This is a genomic window from Haloprofundus halophilus (genome assembly GCF_003439925.1).
GTDB classification, from domain to species: Archaea; Halobacteriota; Halobacteria; order Halobacteriales; family Haloferacaceae; genus Haloprofundus; species Haloprofundus halophilus.
Genome location: NZ_QQRR01000001.1, coordinates 440678 through 458661, shown reverse-complemented (window position 1 = coordinate 458661; position 17984 = coordinate 440678). Strand labels below are relative to the sequence as shown.

General features: G+C 67.2%; 18 protein-coding genes. 10 read left to right on the top strand and 8 right to left on the bottom strand.

The window, feature by feature from the left end; genetic code table 11:
* Positions 1-91: 91 nt before the first annotated feature.
* Entirely contained in the window at positions 92-811 is a 720-nt protein-coding gene (locus DV709_RS02215) for a tRNA (adenine-N1)-methyltransferase (protein ID WP_117591349.1), read from the bottom strand.
* Entirely contained in the window at positions 808-1215 is a 408-nt protein-coding gene (locus tag DV709_RS02210; RefSeq protein ID WP_117591348.1) for a nascent polypeptide-associated complex protein, read from the bottom strand. The genes DV709_RS02215 and DV709_RS02210 overlap by 4 nt, the downstream gene beginning before the upstream one ends.
* Positions 1216-1344: 129 nt before the next feature.
* Here DV709_RS02210 and DV709_RS02205 point away from each other — a divergent pair, with 129 nt between their 5' ends.
* The 4 genes from DV709_RS02205 (at position 1345) to DV709_RS02190 (ending at position 5131) form a co-directional block, all read left to right on the top strand.
* A complete protein-coding gene (locus DV709_RS02205; RefSeq protein ID WP_117591347.1) occupies positions 1345-2625 on the top strand; it encodes a PQQ-binding-like beta-propeller repeat protein in 1281 nt (426 codons plus the stop codon).
* On the top strand, positions 2622-3401 hold the full coding sequence (locus DV709_RS02200; RefSeq protein WP_117591346.1) for a hypothetical protein: 780 nt from the start codon (positions 2622-2624) through the stop codon (positions 3399-3401). The genes DV709_RS02205 and DV709_RS02200 overlap by 4 nt, the downstream gene beginning before the upstream one ends.
* A 57-nt stretch (positions 3402-3458) precedes the next feature.
* The gene (locus DV709_RS02195; RefSeq protein WP_117591345.1) at positions 3459-4253 is read left to right on the top strand and encodes a creatininase family protein; all 795 of its coding nucleotides are present in this window, start codon (positions 3459-3461) and stop codon (positions 4251-4253) included.
* An 83-nt stretch (positions 4254-4336) separates the two neighbouring features.
* A complete protein-coding gene (locus DV709_RS02190) occupies positions 4337-5131 on the top strand; it encodes a DUF4397 domain-containing protein (RefSeq protein WP_117591344.1) in 795 nt (264 codons plus the stop codon).
* A gap of 79 nt (positions 5132-5210) precedes the next feature.
* On the opposite strand, the gene DV709_RS17930 is transcribed toward DV709_RS02190, so the two are convergent.
* Positions 5211-5756, bottom strand: a complete 546-nt coding sequence (locus tag DV709_RS17930) for a DsrE family protein (protein WP_198665631.1) — start codon at positions 5754-5756, stop codon at positions 5211-5213.
* 135 nt (positions 5757-5891) lie between these two features.
* On the opposite strand from DV709_RS17930, the gene DV709_RS02180 reads away from it, so the two are divergent.
* Positions 5892-7574, top strand: coding sequence for an acyl-CoA mutase large subunit family protein (locus DV709_RS02180; RefSeq protein WP_117591343.1), 1683 nt, complete (start codon positions 5892-5894; stop codon positions 7572-7574).
* A 256-nt stretch (positions 7575-7830) separates the two neighbouring features.
* Positions 7831-9195 (top strand): PQQ-dependent sugar dehydrogenase, encoded by a 1365-nt coding sequence (locus DV709_RS02175; RefSeq protein WP_198665630.1) that lies wholly within the window; start codon positions 7831-7833, stop codon positions 9193-9195.
* Between the two features lie 18 nt (positions 9196-9213).
* On the opposite strand, the gene DV709_RS02170 is transcribed toward DV709_RS02175, so the two are convergent.
* Positions 9214-9873 carry a rubrerythrin family protein gene (locus tag DV709_RS02170; RefSeq protein ID WP_117591341.1) on the bottom strand — a complete coding sequence of 220 codons (660 nt, stop codon included), beginning with the start codon at positions 9871-9873 and terminating at the stop codon, positions 9214-9216.
* Positions 9874-9980: 107 nt separating this feature from the next.
* Between DV709_RS02170 and DV709_RS02165 the strand changes: the two genes are divergently transcribed.
* On the top strand, positions 9981-11138 hold the full coding sequence (locus tag DV709_RS02165) for an MBL fold metallo-hydrolase (RefSeq protein WP_198665629.1): 1158 nt from the start codon (positions 9981-9983) through the stop codon (positions 11136-11138).
* 45 nt (positions 11139-11183) lie between these two features.
* Here the strand turns inward: DV709_RS02165 and DV709_RS02160 are convergent, their stop codons facing one another.
* The 3 genes from DV709_RS02160 to DV709_RS02150 form a co-directional block, all read right to left on the bottom strand.
* Positions 11184-11516 carry a 2Fe-2S iron-sulfur cluster-binding protein gene (locus tag DV709_RS02160; RefSeq protein WP_117591339.1) on the bottom strand — a complete coding sequence of 111 codons (333 nt, stop codon included), beginning with the start codon at positions 11514-11516 and terminating at the stop codon, positions 11184-11186.
* Between the two features lie 1170 nt (positions 11517-12686).
* Entirely contained in the window at positions 12687-13124 is a 438-nt protein-coding gene (locus DV709_RS02155) for a universal stress protein (RefSeq protein WP_117591338.1), read from the bottom strand.
* Positions 13125-13243: 119 nt separating this feature from the next.
* Positions 13244-13516, bottom strand: a complete 273-nt coding sequence (locus DV709_RS02150; protein ID WP_117591337.1) for a hypothetical protein — start codon at positions 13514-13516, stop codon at positions 13244-13246.
* 196 nt (positions 13517-13712) lie between these two features.
* On the opposite strand from DV709_RS02150, the gene DV709_RS02145 reads away from it, so the two are divergent.
* Positions 13713-15350, top strand: coding sequence for a flippase activity-associated protein Agl23 (locus DV709_RS02145; protein ID WP_117591336.1), 1638 nt, complete (start codon positions 13713-13715; stop codon positions 15348-15350).
* Positions 15351-15575: 225 nt separating this feature from the next.
* On the opposite strand, the gene DV709_RS02140 is transcribed toward DV709_RS02145, so the two are convergent.
* Complete coding sequence (locus DV709_RS02140) at positions 15576-16529, bottom strand: transcription initiation factor IIB (RefSeq protein WP_058581587.1); 954 nt, start codon at positions 16527-16529, stop codon at positions 15576-15578.
* A 419-nt stretch (positions 16530-16948) separates the two neighbouring features.
* On the opposite strand from DV709_RS02140, the gene DV709_RS02135 reads away from it, so the two are divergent.
* Positions 16949-17347: a hypothetical protein gene (locus DV709_RS02135; RefSeq protein WP_117591335.1), complete on the top strand. Its 399-nt coding sequence runs from the start codon at positions 16949-16951 to the stop codon at positions 17345-17347.
* On the top strand, positions 17347-17979 hold the full coding sequence (locus DV709_RS02130; RefSeq protein ID WP_117591334.1) for an METTL5 family protein: 633 nt from the start codon (positions 17347-17349) through the stop codon (positions 17977-17979). The genes DV709_RS02135 and DV709_RS02130 overlap by 1 nt, the downstream gene beginning before the upstream one ends.
* Positions 17980-17984 lie beyond the last annotated feature (5 nt).

Here is a 17984-nt window from a genome sequence, read left to right as displayed (position 1 = left end):
TCGTCGCAACCGGCGCTCGTTGGTCGTGTAGAACGCGGCGCTCGTCGGCGAAGTCGAACGCGGCGTTCGATGCGCGAACTCCGTGAACCCGCTACTCGTTGCGGGCGAACGTCAGATAGCCGGTGTGACCGACTCCCGCCGTCGACGGGCGCGACCCCCGGTCGCTGAAGTCCATCTCTCGTTGAATCGTCTCGAGCGTCTCGACGCCCGTGAGACCGACTTCGCGGGCCGTCCGCACCGTCTCGTGGGAGTTCTCGACGAACGGCGAGTAGACGGCGAGAAAGCCGCCGGAGACGAGGAGGTCGGGCGCGTGGGCGACCACCTCGGGGGCGTCGCCGGTGTCGAGCGTCAGGAGGTCGAACCCCGACAGCGAGTCGAGTTCCTCGGTCAGGTCGCCGGTCCGCACGTCGACTCGCTCGTCGACGCCGGCGAGTTCCATGTTCTCGCGCGCGACGTCGGCGAACTCGGGGTCGCGCTCGTATGTCGTCACTTCCGCGCCGAGGCGAGCGAGATACGCCGAGAGGACGCCCGTGCCGGTTCCGGCGTCGAGCACTCGGTCGCCGGCGGCCGCGCCGGTGTGGCCGACGATGAGGCCGACGTCGCGCGGCATCATCGGCGCGCCCGTCCGCTCGAAGTGGTTGAACAGGTCGGGGCCGCGCGGTTCGCGGACGAGGAACTCCTCGCCGAGATGCGTCTCCAGGACGTCGCCCGCCGAGACGTCCTCGGGGACGGTGAGCACGCCGAGGTCCGTCTGCAGTTCGTCGCCGGGGCCGCGCAGGTACTCGCGGTCGCCGTGGACGAGGAGTATCACTCCAGGCGCGAGATCGCCGCGGCGAGGTCGCCGTTCTCGGCTTCGAGCGCCTCTCGGGCCTCGTCTTTGCTCGCACCGGCGCGCGTCGCGACGATTTCGACGTCCGACTCGGGAATCTCCTCGCTGCCGGCGTCGCTCGCTTCGACGTCCACGGTGTCCTCGGCACCGGCGCCGCCCGCGCCGGCGTCACCCGCGCCGAGCGCTCTCGACTCGGGTTCGCCGACGATCTGGTACGTTTGCTGTCCCTGTGCGTCCATCTGCGTCACTTGCGCGTCGCTGAAGACGAGTTCCTCGTCGGCTGTTCGGATGATGACCTCCTCGGCGTCTATCTCGGAGACGTCGATGCCCATCTGCTTCATCATCTGCTTCATCTTCCGCGGGTTCATACCGCCGCCACCAAACATACCCGGAGCGTCGTGGCGGGCGGGCAAAAACGTGGCGAACGCCGGCGAGAACGCGAGGACTGCGCGGCGAGTCGCGGCGATGGTGTCTCGACAGCAACAGTTTTGCGGGTCGACTCGTTCGCTCGATGTATGGTCTCCGACTCGCCCTCCCGACGAGGCTACCTCAGCGCGCTCGGTGTGGCCGGAATCGGCGCTATCGGTGTGAGGAACACCGGTAGTGCCGACGACGCCGCGGCCGCCACGGGAAGCGGTTCGCTCACCGACTGGCCGATGCCGCGGTACGACGCCGCCGGAACCGGGTACGTTCCCGACGCTCGCGGCCCCGGTGAGACCGTCGATTCGGTGTGGAGCCACGACCCCGAAGACCTCTCCAGTACGTTCTCGCCGCCGATTCTCGCCGACGACCGACTGTACCTCGTCAGCAACTCGGTCGCTGTGCTCGACGCGTTCGACGGTGAGGCGCTGTTCACCTACGACGGCAGTTCACAATCGAATCCTGCTATCGTTCCTGTGGACGCGTACACCAGCGACACGCTCGCCCTCGCCGGGGTCGAGGGACTGGTCGGCTTGAACGCCGACGGCGGCTACACGATTCTCGGCCGACAGTTCGGCGTGCGGCGGTGGCGGCAGGACGGAGAGAGTCCCAGTTCGTCCATCTTCGGACCACCGACGATGCCGCCGCCTATCGCCGTCGGTTCGACGCTGTACTGGGCAAATTCGGGAACCGACCACCTCTACGCCGTCGACGCCAGCAGCGGGCGGATGCTCTGGGAGCGCGAACTCGGCCGCGAGGGCGCGCTCGGAGAGCCCGGACGTCCGGCGTACCTCGGCGGAACCGTCTACGCCTCGTACTGGCCCTACGCTGTGGGCGCGTTCGACGCCCAAACCGGCGAGATGCTGTGGGAGACGGAAGTAACGGACCAGTTCGTGCTCCCCGTCACCGCCACGTCGGAGGCGATTCTCGTTCCAGGCCGCGAGGGCGTCACCGCACTCGACCCCGCAAACGGCGACGAACTGTGGCGATTCGACCACGGCGGCAACCAGACCGAGGGCGCGGTGGCGGTGGCCGATGTGTCCGCAGATGACGATTCGAGCGGGAAGATGGTGTACGTCGTCGGCGAAGTGTTCGACCAGCAGGCAGACAATCGTCTCTACGCTGTCGACCTCGAAACCGGCGAACAGCGGTGGTCTGCAAGCGGTCGCTGGCGCGAGACGACACCCGTCGTCGGGGACGACACTGTGTATATCTCCGAATTCGACACCATCGCCGCGTTCGACGCTTCGACGGGCGACTTGCACTGGCGATTCGAGATCGACAGTCCGCTGTCGACGCCCATCGTCAGCGGCGAGATGCTGTTCTGTACCTCGTTCAAAACGGTCCACGCGCTGGGGCCGGGGGAAGCGAGATGAGCGACCGGAGGGCGCTACTGGGGTCGAAGTTCGGTGAAAAGGAACCGGAGCTTTCGGTGTGGTCGGCGCTGTGGACCGCCCTGCACCGCATCCGGCGCGACCCCGGACTGGTCGTTCCGTTCTTCTTCGCCGGCGTCGTCGTCACGATAGTCGATTACCTCCGTCGCCGTGACCCGGTCCCCGTCAACGTCGTCGACCGGATGGGCGGGGGCGGCATCGACATCAGTTATCTCGTCTATCCGACCGGGAGTCGAGCGACGACGACGCCGCTCGGAGCGTTGGTCGACCTCAAGGTAGCACCGCTTTTCACGACGCTCGGTCTCGAACTGACGGCGTTTCTCGCCGTCGGTGTCGCCGGATGGTTGACGCTGTCGCGCGTACTGGGTGGCCGCGCGAGGAGCGCTCAACTGTTTTCGTATCTCGGACTGCTCGCGCTACTCCACGTCGCATTTCGGCTGCTCGGCCTCGTCGGCACCGTCAGTGGCCCGATAGGGTTGCTGTTGTTCGTCGGGACGCTCGCGGTGTTCGTCCGCGTGTTCCTCGTTCCGGTTCTCGTCGTCGCCGGCGAGGACATCTCGACGGCGTTCGGTCGAAGCGCCCGCCTCACCCGTGGTCACCGCTGGACGGTGTTCGGTCTCGTCCTCGTCGTCGGTCTCGCAACGTTCGCGCTGGGCAGCGTCTCTCCCGTCGGGCCGGTACTCAGTGCGACGCTGGTCGCTCCCGTCCACGCAGTGGCGTTGGTGGTCGTCGCCGAGCAAACCGACGGGACCGACTGACCCGACCGGTTCCGTACCGACACCTAACTTCTTGCACCCGCCGCCCCACATCCGACCATGTACGTCGCCGACCAGACGTGGCCGGAACTCGGAGAGTACGTCGCCGAACAGTCGCTCGCGGTCGTTCCGCTCGGTTCGACCGAACAGCACGGGCCGCACCTCCCCCTTGCGACCGACCACCTAATCGCCGAGTCGCTGGCGCGGGCCGCGACCGAACGCACGGGCCACCTCTGCACGCCCACGATAAACGTCGGCGTCAGCCCCCACCACCGGCAGTTCCACGGCACGATGTGGGTCGACCCGCCCGCCTTCCGCGACTACGTCGAGAGCCTCACGCGCAACCTGACGTACCACGGCATCGACCGGGTCGTCTACGTCAACGCCCACGGCGGCAACGCCGTCCACCTCCGGGAGGTGGGGCGTCGCCTCCGCGACGACGGCGAGGCGTACGCCATCGAGTGGATGTGGGACGAATCGATTCCGGACCTCGTGAACGACATCTTCGAGCACAACGGCCCTCACGGCGGGCCGAAGGAGACGGCGATGATCATGCACATCGCCCGCGAACTGGTCCGCGAAGGGGAACTCGAATCGGCCCGCGACGGCGGCGTCGTCAGCCTCGCGGACGCCGACCCGCGGAAGTTCGGGGCGCGCACGTTCTACGACGCCGCCGACAACACCGAGAACGGGGTACTGGGCGACCAGACGGACGCGACGCCCGAGAAAGGAGAGAAAATTTTCGAGGCGGCGACGGACCAGCTCGTCCACCTCTTGGAGTGGCTCGACGCCCAACCGTTCGAGTCGCTGCTGCCGGAACCGCACGTCGACCCGCAGCCGGGCAGCCGACGGTAACTCGTACTCTCAGCGTACAGTTCAATTTCACTACTTGATAACGGGGGAAACGTTGAGATATTCGGAGAACTACTGAGCGGACGATGCCCGACTCACGTCGCCGACGGTTCCTGCACGCCAGCGGCGTCGCCCTCCTCTCGGCGCTCGCCGGTTGCGGCGGGACGCTCTTCGAAGACGAGATGCCGCCGTCCACCGCCGAACCGACACCGGGAACCGAGACGCCGCCCGGCACCGACGCCCCGACGCGGAGCCCGACGTCGACCGACGGCGGGGCGAACCTCCGCGTCGTCCACGCCGTCCCGAACGCGCCGAACATCGACATCGTCGTCTTCGGCGACGCGGCGCTGAAAGACGAGACGTTCCGACAGATCAGCCAGTACCTGTATCTCGGCGCCGAGCGGACCGACATCAGCCTCGTGGCGACCGGCAACCCCGACCGGGTCTTCTTCGAGGACGCCATCGACTTCGAGGTCGGGAGCTACACCGGTGTCGTCCTCGGCGAACTCGGAGAGAACACCGACAGACCGGTCGAATTCCGCCTCTTCGACGAGGACCTCTCGCTTCCGGAACGGGGGAGCGCCCGCCTGCAGTTCGTCAACGCCGCGCCCGACAGCAACGCGCTGCGGGTCGTCCGCGACGACGGCGAGGAGACCCTGTTCGACGGCGTCGGCTACGCTCGAACGGCGACCGCGACGCTCCCCGCCGGAACCCATCGACTGGCTGTCCAGCGGGCCGACGGCGGCGACACGGTGACCACGACCGAAGTGACGCTCGACGACCGGGGCGTCTACACCGCGTTCGGAACGGGATATCTCGCGCCGGGCGACGCGCCGACGAACGCGCCGTTCGAGGTTACACTCGCCGAAGACGGCGACTGAGCGGACGACGGGGCGACTGAACGGACGACGGGGCGACTGAACGGACGACGGGGCGACGGAGAGTCGAACGCCCCGGTTTCTACGGCGTCTTGATGTACGCGTAGCCCTCGCCCGCCTGTAGCTTCGTCAGTTCGCCGACGCCGGAGGGGACCGTCTCGACGCCGTCGACGAGGTCGTCCTGTGTCGCGCTGAACCGATCCATCGTGTTCTCGCAGGCGCGAATCGACACGCCCTGTTCCTGAAGTTCCTGCAGTTTCTCGGCGTGTTCGGTCTGCTCTTCGTAGACGAGTTTGAACCCCGACCCGTTGACGAGGAGGACGACGTCGTCGAGGTCGACGGTGTCGTCGGCGAGCAGGTTGCTGACGTTTCCGAGCGCGTGTTCCTGGTGCGATACGTCGTCGGTGAAGTGAAAGACGGTACTCATAGTGGGGTCGGGAGTCTCGGTTTGCGTCTCGGTCTCGGTTTCGGCCTCCGTCGGCGAGTCGGTCGACTCGGGCGTCGACGACGCGTCGCCGCCCTCCGACGCCGGCGCGTCGGTGCCGCCGCCGACACAGCCTGCGAGCGCGAGGCCGGTGCCGACGCCGGCGAGTTCCAGAACCCGCCTCCGGGTGTGCTCCGAATCCATCTCGGTCGAACGAGACGGCGGCGAGGGCTTTATTATCGACGTGCTAAGCGGGCATCGACTGGAGTCTCGACGGCGCGGCGGCAACCGACGGCGTCTCTCGAACGCTTAAGGTACCGCCTATCTTCATCTTCGACTATGTTCGACCCCGACGATTTGGAGCGCATTCGTTCCGCGAAGGCGGAGTGGGAGGAGGAGACGCTCGGGCCGACGCTGGAGCGGTTCGGGGAGCGCGAGGAGACGTTCACGACCGACACCGAGGGCAACGAGGTCGACCGCCTCTACACGCCCGACGACGTCGCCGACACCGACTACGTCGACGACATCGGCTTCCCCGGCGAGGAGCCGTACACCCGCGGCGTCTACCCGACGATGCACCGCGGGCGACTGTGGACGATGCGACAGTACGCCGGTTTCGGCACCGCCGCGGAGACGAACGACCGATACCAGTATCTCATCGACAACGGCCAGACCGGTCTCTCCGTGGCCTTCGACCTGCCGACGCAGATGGGCTACGACTCCGACGCCGACATGGCCGCGGGCGAAGTCGGCAAGTCGGGCGTCGCCATCGACTCGCTGCGCGACATGGAGACGCTGTTCGAGGGCATCCCGCTCGACGAGGTGTCGACCAGCATGACCATCAACGCGCCCGCGGCGGTGCTCTTGGCGATGTACGTCGCCGTCGGCGACCAGCAGGGCGTCGACCGCGACCAGTTGCGCGGCACTATCCAGAACGACATCATGAAGGAGTACGTCGCGCGCAACCTCTACATCTACCCGCCGGAGCAGTCGATGCGGCTCATCACCGACGTATTCGAGTTCTGCGCGTCCGAGACGCCGAAGTTCAACACTATCTCCATCTCGGGCTACCACATCCGCGAGGCCGGGTCGACGGCGGCCCAGGAGGTGGCGTTCACGCTCGGTAACGGCATCGAGTACGTCCAAGCGGCCATCGACGCCGGCCTCGACGTCGACGAGTTCGCGCCGCAACTGTCGTTCTTCTTCAACGCGCACAACAACGTGCTGGAGGAGGTCGCAAAGTTCCGCGCCGCCCGCCGCATGTGGGCCAAGATAATGGAAGAGCGCTTCGGCGCGGAGAACCCCAAGTCGAAGCAACTGAAGTTCCACACGCAGACCGGCGGGTCGACGCTCACCGCCCAGCAGGTCGAGAACAACATCGTCCGCGTCTCGTATCAGGCGCTGGCGGCCGTCCTCGGCGGGACGCAGAGCCTCCACACCAACGGGAAGGACGAGGCGCTGTCGCTGCCGACCGAAGAGAGCGTCCGCACCGCCCTGCGAACCCAGCAGATTCTCGCCCACGAGTCGGGCGCGGCCGACACTATCGACCCTCTCGCCGGGAGCTACTACGTCGAAGCCCTCACCGACGAAGTCGAGTCGGACGCCTTCGACATCATCGACGAGGTGGACGAACGCGGCGGGATGCTGGACGCGGTGAAAGAGCAGTGGGTCCAGCGTCAGATTCAGGAGGTCGCCTACGAGCGCCAGCGCGAGATCGAACAGGGCGAGCGCGTCATCGTCGGCGTCAACGAGTACCAGGTCGACGAGGAGGCCCACGTCGACATCGAGGAGGTGTCGGAGGAAGACGAGCGCCGGCAGGTCGAGTCGCTGCGGGAACTGAGAGACGACCGCGACGCGGAGGCCGTCGAAGACGCGCTGGAAGCGATTCGAGACGCCGCCCGCGGCGATGCGAACCTGGTGCCGCTCATCGTCGACGCGGTGAAAGTGTACGCGACGGTCGGCGAAATCTGCAACGTGCTCCGCGACGAGTTCGAGGAGTACCACCCCAACAGCGCCGTCTGAGCGCGGGTGTCGACGGCGCGGTCCGCGAACTGGGCGACGGTGTCGTGGCTCGGTGACCCTACTCGTAGCCTCGACGACGCCGTTCACGGACTGGACGACGCTGTTCACGGACTGGACGACGCTGTTCACGGACTGGACGCGACGAGTCACCCGCCGAGACCGTCCCCGTACGCCGGAGTACGCACCCGAGGGACAGTCGCCGAAATTATCAGAATTCGCATGTAATTACTTCTCACTCCGTTCGCTTTACACCGGTGTGAAACCCTCATCGAGTCGGCGGGAGTTGCTCAGGACGGCGTTCTCGGGCGCAGTAGTGGGTATCGTCGCCACGGCGGCGGATACCGGCGTCGCCGCAGGGGCGTCGACAGAGCGGTCGCTCGGAGCGGCGGCCGACCCGTCGGAGGTCGAGTCTGCGCAGGGGACGGCGATTCCCGATTCGGTCGGCATCGAGACGGTCGCCGACGGGTTCGAGATACCGCTGGACGTCGCGTTCGTCCCCGGTTCCGACCAGCGGTACGTCGCCGAGCAGCGCGGCGTCGTCTCGGTCGTCGAAGCCGGGAGGGTGCGGGACCGACCGCTTCTCGACCTGCGGGACGCCGTCGAGGTCGACCTGGAGAAGGGGCTGCTCGGCATCGCCCTTCACCCGAACTTCGCCGAGAACCGACGGCTGTTCGTCCGTTACAGCGCGCCGCGGCGGGCGAACACGCCGCGGAACTACAGCCACACGTTCGTGCTCGCGGAGTTCGCCGTGAGCGACGATGGCCGACGGGCCGACCGCGACTCCGAACGCGCGATTCTCGAACTCCCGGAACCGCAACCGAACCACAACGCTGGAGACCTCGCGTTCGGACCGGACGGCTTTCTGTACGTCGCCGTCGGGGACGGCGGCAACGGCGGCGACGTGGGGCCGGGTCACGTCGACGACTGGTACGACGCCGTCCCCGGCGGCAACGCCCAGGACGTGCGTCGCAACCTCCTCGGGAGCATCCTGCGCATCGACGTCGACGGCCGCGAGGACGGCAAACCGTACGCGACTCCCGACGACAACCCGCTCGTCGGCCGTCCTGGCCTCGACGAACACTACGCGTGGGGCTTTCGCAACCCGTGGCGGCTGTCGTTCGACGCCGAGAACCTCTTCGTCGGCGACGTCGGCGAGAGCGACTACGAGGAGGTGAACCTCGTCACGGCGGGCGGCAACTACGGGTGGAACGTCAAGGAGGGGACGCGCTGTTTCGCGGCGGAGTCCTGTCCGGACCGGACGGCCGAGTCGGTCCGCGGCGGCGAACGCCTCGTGGACCCCATCGTCGAGTACTCGCACGCCGAGGGGCCGCTCACCGGCAACTCCGTCATCGGCGGCTACGTCTACCGCGGGACGGCGCTTCCCGCGCTAGAGGGTCGGTACGTCTTCGCCGACCTGGACGCGCAGAACGAGTTGTTCGTCGCGACGCGACCCGAGGGCCAAGGGATGTGGCCGACGCGCGTCGTCGACGTGGTCGGTGAGGGAAGCGAGAACCTCGGACGCGTCTTCTCGTTCGGCCGCAACCCGGCGGGCGAACTGTTCGTGCTCGGGGGAACGTTCGACGGCGGTGCGCTGTACCGAATCGTCCCCGCGAGCGGGTGAGACCCGTCTCTCGACCCGTCAGCACACCGACTTCGGGTTCAGACCCAACTCGCCGAGCGCGTCGGCGTAGTCGTCGTACGCCAACTGGACGACGTACTCCGCCGTCGCCCGCGCGCGCTCCCAGTCGTCGTCCGTCTCACAGCCGCCGTCTAAGAGCTCCAACCCGCGTTCGAGGGTGTCCTTCGTCTCGTTCTTCAGGTCCCGGAAGAGGTCGGCGCGTTTCTCGTCGGCTTCGTTGACGAAGAAACTGATAATCTGGGTGTGCGTCCGCAGCGAGACGAGCGACCGGCCGACCATCCCGCCGGCGACGCGCGAGACGGTGTCGTCGCGTCCGCGGAGGTAGGCGTGCATCGGGCCGCTGTCGGCCTCGGCCGCCGCCTCGACGCTCTCCGCGGCGTCGCTGGCGTGGTCCATCGCGGCGACGACGCGCTCGTAGTGTTCGGCCTCCTGCTCGGCCACCGTCTCGAACGCCTCGCGGGCCGCGTCGTGGTCCTCAACCTCGGCCCACGAGGAGAACGTCCCGTAGGCGGCCGCCTCGCTTCCGGCGGCGACGCGGAGCACCGACTCGGCGTCCAGTTCGGCGTCGGTCAGTGCGACGAGCAGTTGGCTCGAACCCAGCCTGTCGAGTTCGGTTCGCTTCGACGCTTCGACCGTCTCGCGGAACTCTGTGGCGTCCATACCTGTCGTGACGGGTGCTCGCGGGTTCAACGTTCGCCTCACCGCGCGTCGGGGGAGTTCGCTCTCGCCGCCGCGGGCTTTTGCCGTCGGAGAGCGTACGCCGACCCGTGAGCAGCGACGAGACCACACTCTCTCCGGCGACGCTGGCCGAGACGCTCCGCGCCGGCGGGCGAGTCCGAGTGTTAGACGTTCGAAACCGCGACGAGGCCGACCGGTGGCCGCTCGGCGGCGGCGACGTGGAGACGACGCACCTGTCGTACATGCGGTTCGTGCAGGCGCAGGCGAGAGAGGAGGTCGGCGACCTCGCCGACGAGTTCGACGACGGCGAGCGCGTCGTCGTCGTCTGCGGGCGCGGCGAGTCGAGCACGACGGTCGCCGCGGCGCTCCGCGAGCACGGCGTCGACGCGGTGAACCTCGAAGACGGGATGCGCGGGTGGGCGCGGGTGTACCACAGCGAAGAACTGGACGCCGACGCGGACGGCGCGCGGGTGTTTCAGTACCAGCGCCCCGCGAGCGGCTGTCTCGCGCATCTCGTCGTCTCGGGCGACGAAGCCGCCGTCGTCGACCCGCTCCGACTGTTCGCCGACCGGTACGTCGATGACGCCCGCGACCGCGGCGCGGCGCTCCGGTACGCGATAGACACCCACGTCCACGCCGACCACGTCAGCGGTGTGCGCGACGTAGCCGAGCGGAGCGACGCGACCGTCGTCGTTCCCGAGGGCGCGGCCGACCGCGGACTCGCGTTCGACGCCGAACTGATCGACGACGGCGACGAACTCCGCGTCGGCGACGCGACGCTCGAAGCGATGCACGTCCCGGGACACACCACCGAGATGACCGCCTACCGAGTCGGGGACCTCCTCCTGGGCGGGGACCTGCTGTTCACCGAGGGCGTCGCCCGTCCGGATTTGGAACGCGGCGACGAGGGAGCCGAGGAGATGGCGCGGCAGTTGCATCGGACGCTCCACGAGCGAGTCCTCACGCTGCCCGACGAGACCGTGGTCGCTCCCGGTCACTACAGCGACGGCGCCGAGCCCGCCGGGGACGGCGCGTACACCGCGGCGCTCGGTGAGTTGAGGTCGCGGTTGGAAGCGCTCTCGATGGACGAACCGGCGTTCGTCGACTACGCGCTGTCGGGGATGCCGCCGCGACCGAACAACTTCGCGGAGATAATCGAGGCGAACCTCGGCCGCGACGCCGTCGACGACGAGGAGGCGTTCGAGTTGGAGCTGGGCCCCAACAACTGCGCGGCGGCCGCCGACTGACGCCGTCGGCACTGGCGACCGGAGAGAACGAGAGAGTGGAGTCGGTCAGTCGTCGTCGGCCGCGGCGGCGTCGCCCGTCGCCTGTGCGTCGCTCTCGATGCTCGGCGGGTACTTCCCGCGGTCGAGCTTCAGGTCGCTCTGGGGGCGAGCCATACAGGTGAGCGCGTACGTTTCGGCTTCCTCTTCGGTGAGTCCGCGCGCGGCGGGCTGTGTGACCTCTCCTTCGACGATTTCGGCCGAGCACGCCAGGCACATCCCGACGCGGCAGGAGTACTCCTGGGCGATTCCCTCGTCGATACAGGCTTTGAGAATCGTCTGCTTGTCGGAGATTTCGATGGTCTCGCCGGTGCCGACGAACTCGACGGTGTATTCGGGCATACTCGCCGGTACGAAAAGCCCGGAGAAAACTCTTTATGGTAGATACTGTCGCCTCGAAAACGACGGAATAGGGCGCCGAGACACGCTCGAAGACGCAGCGGCGAGATACCCGCCGGTCGCGGTGTAGCGGTCGGACGGAAAGTGACCGTGTGATTGTCGGGGCCTCGCGTGCCGACGAACCTGTGGCGTACCCGTCCGCACGTCCGACAATCGCTCTCTGGTTACTCTGCCCGATTCATAATCGACCTGCTTGTGGCTACCGGGTCGAAGCCGCAGTCGTCGACCGTCCGACTCCGTCGCGTCGCTGTCGGCTCGGTGATCGGTTTCGGAGAAGGTGGTGTGTCAGGTGTGCCAACAGACGCCCGCTAAGCACGATTGCTGTCCGGGGGCTTCTGTAGCAACGACTGGGGTATCAAACAGGACATTGATAAAACTTTCTATATTTTCACCGAAACGGATACTGTCTTCTCCCTATAGTTACCTACGGTCGGGTCGGTCTCCATACAGACCGCGCGGTAATCGCGGTCACGACCGGGCTCCGAAAAGGTCCGATTCAGGGGGAGTGCACTGAACCGGGAATCGCATCCGGACGCGAACCATGCAAGCTCACTGACGGTGCCGAAGTCGCACCAGGGGGACGGTGCGGCGGTCGGCGTCGTCTCTGTCTGGATGCACTCTCACCGAGGGACTACACACCCAAAGTAACGTGCAGCCAAATGGCGAACAAGCCGGTATTTCCCGACGCTCGGGCAGTATCACGGCCATCGTAATCCGTTTCACGCTCGATTACGCCGAGATTGTAGTTCCGTAGGCCCTTCGTGTCCGTTCGGCCAGACAGACTGTTCGAGGAGACGGCAGGTAACGGAGAGGTCTCCGAACCGCGTCGTTCGGACTGCTGTCGCGTCGATACGGCGACCAGACGGGGTCAGTCTGGGAAACAGTTATACGTGGAACGCGCGTGCTCTGTACCGGTTGTCGGCGTAGCCGGACGCTCCCGTGTCCGGACGTTCCACCGGCCGCGACGGCCGCAAACGCCGTCGCCTGCGCGGCGACCATGCCTCTGATTTCGGGACCGGTCCTCACCGGACCGAGTTCCTTCGAACGACGTCGAGCGGACGCACTCTTCCCGCCCATCGGCGGTATCGACGACTTACTCGGTGTACGACGACGTTATTCGGCGTCCGTGACGTACCTCACGGTGAGCACCGGCGCGTCGGAACCCCGGACGACCCGCTCGGCGACGCTGCCGAGCAGATATCGGTCGAGTCCGCGTCGGCCGTGCGTCGCCATGACGACGAGGTCGACGTCGTGGTCCTCGCTGTAATCGACGATGATACTCGCCGGCGAGCCCGACTCGACGGCGGTGACGACGTCGAGGCCGGCGTCTTCGGCCCGGGAGCGGAGACGCTCGACGGCGGCATTGCCCTCCTCTTCGAGCATCGTGAGAACCCTCTCGGCACCCAAGTCGACGGTGGCGAGCGTCCGCGTGTCGACGACGTAGAGCACGTGGATTTCCGCACCGTACGTCTCGGCGAGTTCGAACGCGTCGGGAGCGGCCGCCTCCGCCGCCTCGCTTCCGTCCGTCGGCAAGAGGATTCGGTCGTACATACGAGAGTGTACGCAGACCAGTGATTAGAACCCTCGCCCGAAAACGCCCCGAGAGTCTCTCCCGACGCGGTGACCCGACCGCGTCGGGGTCGGCGTCGTTTTTCGAGTTCGGGTGGCGGTCAGGCGCGGAGCGACCGAGCGCTCTCCTCGCACCGCTTGAGCGCTTCGTACCGCTCCACCTCGTCGAGCGACACGGTGTCCGCGGTTCGCCATCCACCGTCCTCGCCGCCGAACACGAGCGCCTTCACCCACGACTCGGTCGCCAACAGCAGCGCCTCGGTCGGCCCGCCGTCGTCGACGGCGATGGCCAACTCCACGGCGTCGGCGCGGTTCAGCGAGGCGAGTTCGGCGTCCGACAGCGGGCGACTCGGCAGCGAGTCGAGTATCGACATACGACGCGGTACGTCGTTGCGCCTGTTGACGGTTGCGAACCGCCTCGCTGCGAACACGTATCGACGCTACGAACCCGTACGGACGCTACGAACCCGTACCGACGCTGCGAACCCGTACTGACGCTACGAACACGTACCGACGCCGCGAGCGGCGAAACCCGAAAGGCTTCTACCCCAGGGTGCGGCAGGAAGGGACATGACACCTCGCGGCGACGCCCGCTCCCGGTTCGACCGCGCGACGCTCGCGGTCGCCGCGCTCGCGGTCGTCGGTCTCGTCGCCCGTCTCGCCGGACTCGGCGCGAGGGCGTTTCACTGGGACGAAGCGCGCGTCGGCTACTGGACGCTCCGCTACCTCGACACCGGCGCGTTCGAGTACCGCCCCGTCGCCGGCGGGACGTTTCTCCCGCTCGTCAACCGCCACGTGTTCGCGCTCTTCGGCGCGAACGACTTCACCGCTCGCCTCGTCGTCGCGCTCGCGGGCGGGCTGCTCCCGCTCGTCGCGCTCCTCTACCGAAGCCGACTCCGCGACGACGAGACGGTCGCGTTCGCGCTCGTCCTCGCCGTCGAACCGGTGCTGCTCTACTACTCGCGGTTCGCCCGCGGCGAGTTGCTACTGACCGCGTTCTCGCTGCTCGCAGTCGGCTGCTTCCTCCGCGCCGTCGACGCCGACAGTCGCGGGTCGCTGTACGCCGGCGTCGCCGCAGTCGGTCTCCTGCTCTCCACGTCGGGCTTCGCGGTCGTCACGCTCCTCTGCTGGGCGCTGGCGGCGGTGCTGACGTTCGACCACCTCCGCGTCCGCGGCGATTCGAACCCGGTCGCGGCCGCCGGACGCATCCGGCGCGGACTCGTCTCGCGGGCGACGCCGCTGGCGCGCTCGACGTTCCTCCTGCTCGGCGTGGTGTTCGTCTTCTACGCGCCCCGCGCCGGCGACGCCGACGGCGTCGGCCTCTGGAACCTGACGACGCTCCCGGCGACGGTCGAGTCGGCGTTTCTCGGGTCGTTCCGGAAGTTCTGGGCCGTCCGCGTCGACTACCGGCGGACGGACGGCCACGAACTGCTCCCGTACGTCCTCGACTACGCCGAACTGCTCGTCACCGCGTCGCTCCCGGTGCTCGGTCTCGCCGTCGGGGCGTTCTTCTACGACCGCTATCTGACCGGCGGGCGGCGACCGCTGCTGCACTTCTTCGGCTTCTGGGCCGGCGTCTCGCTGCTTCTCGTGCCGATGCTCGCCGAGCAGTTCGCGCCGTGGCTCGCCGTCCACACGGTGACCGCGCTGACGCTTCCGGCGGCGCTCGGCGTGGCGGCGCTCGCACGGATGGGGCGTATCGGACTCGAACGCGACCGAGCGGCCCGCGTCGGCGTCGTCGCACTCGTCTCGCTCGTCCTTCTGGCGCACGTCGGCGGCGTCGTCGCCGCGAACGTCTACGGCCAACCGGGCCCCGACGACGACCTCGCGCAGTACGCACAGCCCTCACAACCGCTCGAACCGATGCTCGAAAACGCCTCGGCGGCGATGGAGCGCACGGACGGCCCCGACGTCGTCTACGTCGGTGAGGCGTTCTACACGCTGAACGCCGACAGCGACCGCCGGCCGCCGGTGTCGGACGCGTGGGGGAACCGGCTCCCGCTCCCGTGGTACTTCGAGCGCCTCGACGCGCGACAGACGAGCGTCGCCGACCCGAACGGGTTGACGATGGTCGCCGGCGAACCGGCGGTCGTCGTCGCGGACGGGGAGAGGCGGAGTCAGGTCGCTCGGCGACTGGAGGGGTACGAGTCGACGCGCTACGAACTCGGACTGTGGAACCGGGAAGTGTTCGTCTTCGTGAAGCAGTAGTCACTCGCGGATAGCGCGGGCCGTCCGGATACGCGGGACGTCCAGTCGGAATACGGTCCGGGCGTCGGCTGCGACTTCACCTTCGCTCGGCGCTGCGTCGTCGCGCACGGCGCACTCCGGCGAGGCCAACGGCCACACCGCTCCCGAGTGCGTGGAGGATTGCACGGCGGTTCACGTCACCGCCGTCGAGAACGCGAGATAAATACTTTCAGGTCAGCCGACAGCTCAACGGAAGCCCATCGCTTCGATCTGTTCCTGGTACCGGTTGCGGATGGTGACCTCGGTCACCTGCGCGACGTCGGCGACCTCGCGCTGGGTCTTCTTCTCGTTGCACAGAAGCGACGCCGCGTAGATGGCGGCGGCGGCGAACCCGGTCGGCGACTTCCCCGAGAGCAGGCCCTGCTCGGCGGAGACGTCGATGATTTCGGTCGCCTTCGCCTGCACCTCCTCGGAGAGTTCGAGCGCGGAGGCGAAGCGGGGAACGAACTGCTTGGGGTCGACGGGTTTCAGCTCCAGACCGAGTTCCTGCGAGATGTAGCGATAGGTCCGACCGATCTCCTTCTGCGGTACGCGGGATACTTCGGCGACTTCGTCGAGGCTTCGCGGAATCCCCTCCTGTCGGCAGGCCGCGTAGAGCGCGCTCGTGGCCACACCCTCGATTGAGCGCCCGCGGATGAGGTCCTCGTTGAGCGCGCGGCGGTAGATGACCGACGCGACTTCGCGAACCGACCGCGGGACGCCCAGCGCGGAGGCCATCCGGTCGATCTCGCTGAGCGCAAATTGGAGATTACGCTCGCCGGCGTCCTTGGTTCGGATGCGTTCCTGCCACTTGCGCAGTCGGTGCATCTGACTGCGCTTCTCCGAGGAGAGCGAGCGCCCGTAGGCGTCTTTGTCCTTCCAGTCGATGGTCGTCGTCAGCCCGCGGTCGTGCATCGTCTCGGTGATCGGCGCGCCGACGCGGGACTTCGACTGACGCTCGGAGTGGTTGAACGCCCGCCACTCCGGTCCGCGGTCGATAGAGCGCTCGTCGATGACGAGGCCGCAGTCGTCGCAAACGAGTTCACCCTGGTCTGCGTCCGTGATAACATCAGTAGAACTACATTCCGGACACTGCAGGGTCTCGTCCGACGTCTGTTCCGCTTGCTGCTCTCGCTGACGCTGCCGACTCGGACGTTCCATAAAAAGCTTGTGGGCAACGGAAGGTTTAAACCTTTGTAACAGAACTTTGACTGACAATTCGTAACAAGGCGTCGCCTTCTGCCATGTTTGGTAAATTATATATAATGTAATACAAATTTGGAGGTCGCTCGTAGTGTTGTCTACTAGGTTGAAGTTCCCGCTCGGAATCATACGACAGGGAGTTCCGGTGTCCACGACGTGAGACGCGTTTCGCGGTCGGTAGACACCGGATTCGAGGGGAGTGGGGGTTGGAGCGTGTGACCCCCATGAGTCGTTATGTCAGCATCGGGTATTAGTGTTCGTGAGGTCCGTGCGAATCTCCATCTCGATCCTCTCCCGACGGCGCTCGACGCCGGATAGTTATGCGCACTGTGCATTCACAAAGGTTTTTGTATAACCAAAAGGTATGCGGTGGTAGCATGAGTACTACTCACTCTCACGACGTTCGACAGGCGCTCGACGGGTGTCGCCCGGCGGACGTCACCCCGGTTCGTCTCGACGCGACGGTGCTCGATTCGACTGCGCCGTCGTACCTCCGCGACCTGAAAGCGGAGCTCGGCGAGGAAGGCTACCAGCCGGCGACGCTCGTCGTCGAGGCGCGTTTCGACGAGGACTGCTCGCTGGCGACTCAGCGGGAAGCCGACCGTCTCCGCGACCACGTCCGCGCGGCGGCGTTCCTCGGCGCGGGTCGGCTCGACGTCGTCGTCGACGAAGTGGCTGCGACCGAGAAGGTCGAACCCGCACTCGCGGCGCTCCGCGAACGCGCCGAACAGGAGGGCGTCACGCTTACGCTCTCGGGGGACGCTACTCTCGCCTGATGGGAGACAGGCGCGCGCTGGAGACGCAACTGGCCGTCGTCGCCGGGTTCGATAACCCGCAGGTCCGTCTCGAACAGTATCCGACGCCGCCGGATATCGCCGCCCACGTCGTTCACCTGGCGGACTTGCAGGGCGACGTCGACGGCCGGACGGTCGTGGACCTCGGCACCGGCACGGGGATGTTGGCGCTCGGGGCGGCGCTTCGCGGCCCCGACCGCGTCGTCGGCGTCGAACTCGACGCCGAAGCGCTCGCCACCGCCCGCGACAACGAACGCCGGGTCGGAACCACGACGCCGATTCACTGGGTTCGCGCCGACGCGACGCGCGCCCCGCTGTGCGTCTCCGACAGCGCCTCGAAGACGACGGTGCTGATGAACCCGCCGTTCGGAGCGCAGAACGGCAACCGCGGGGCCGACCGAGCGTTTCTCTCCACCGCGGCGGCACTCGCCGACGTCTCGTACTCGATTCACAACCGGGGGAGCCGGGAGTTCGTCGAGTCGTTCGCCGCCGACGAAGGCGGCGAGGTCACCCACGCCTTCGGCGCGACGCTGACGCTGGAGCGACAGTTCGACTTCCACGACGAGGCGACGAAGGACCTCGACACCGAGGTGTTCCGGATTCGGTGGTCGTGAACTCG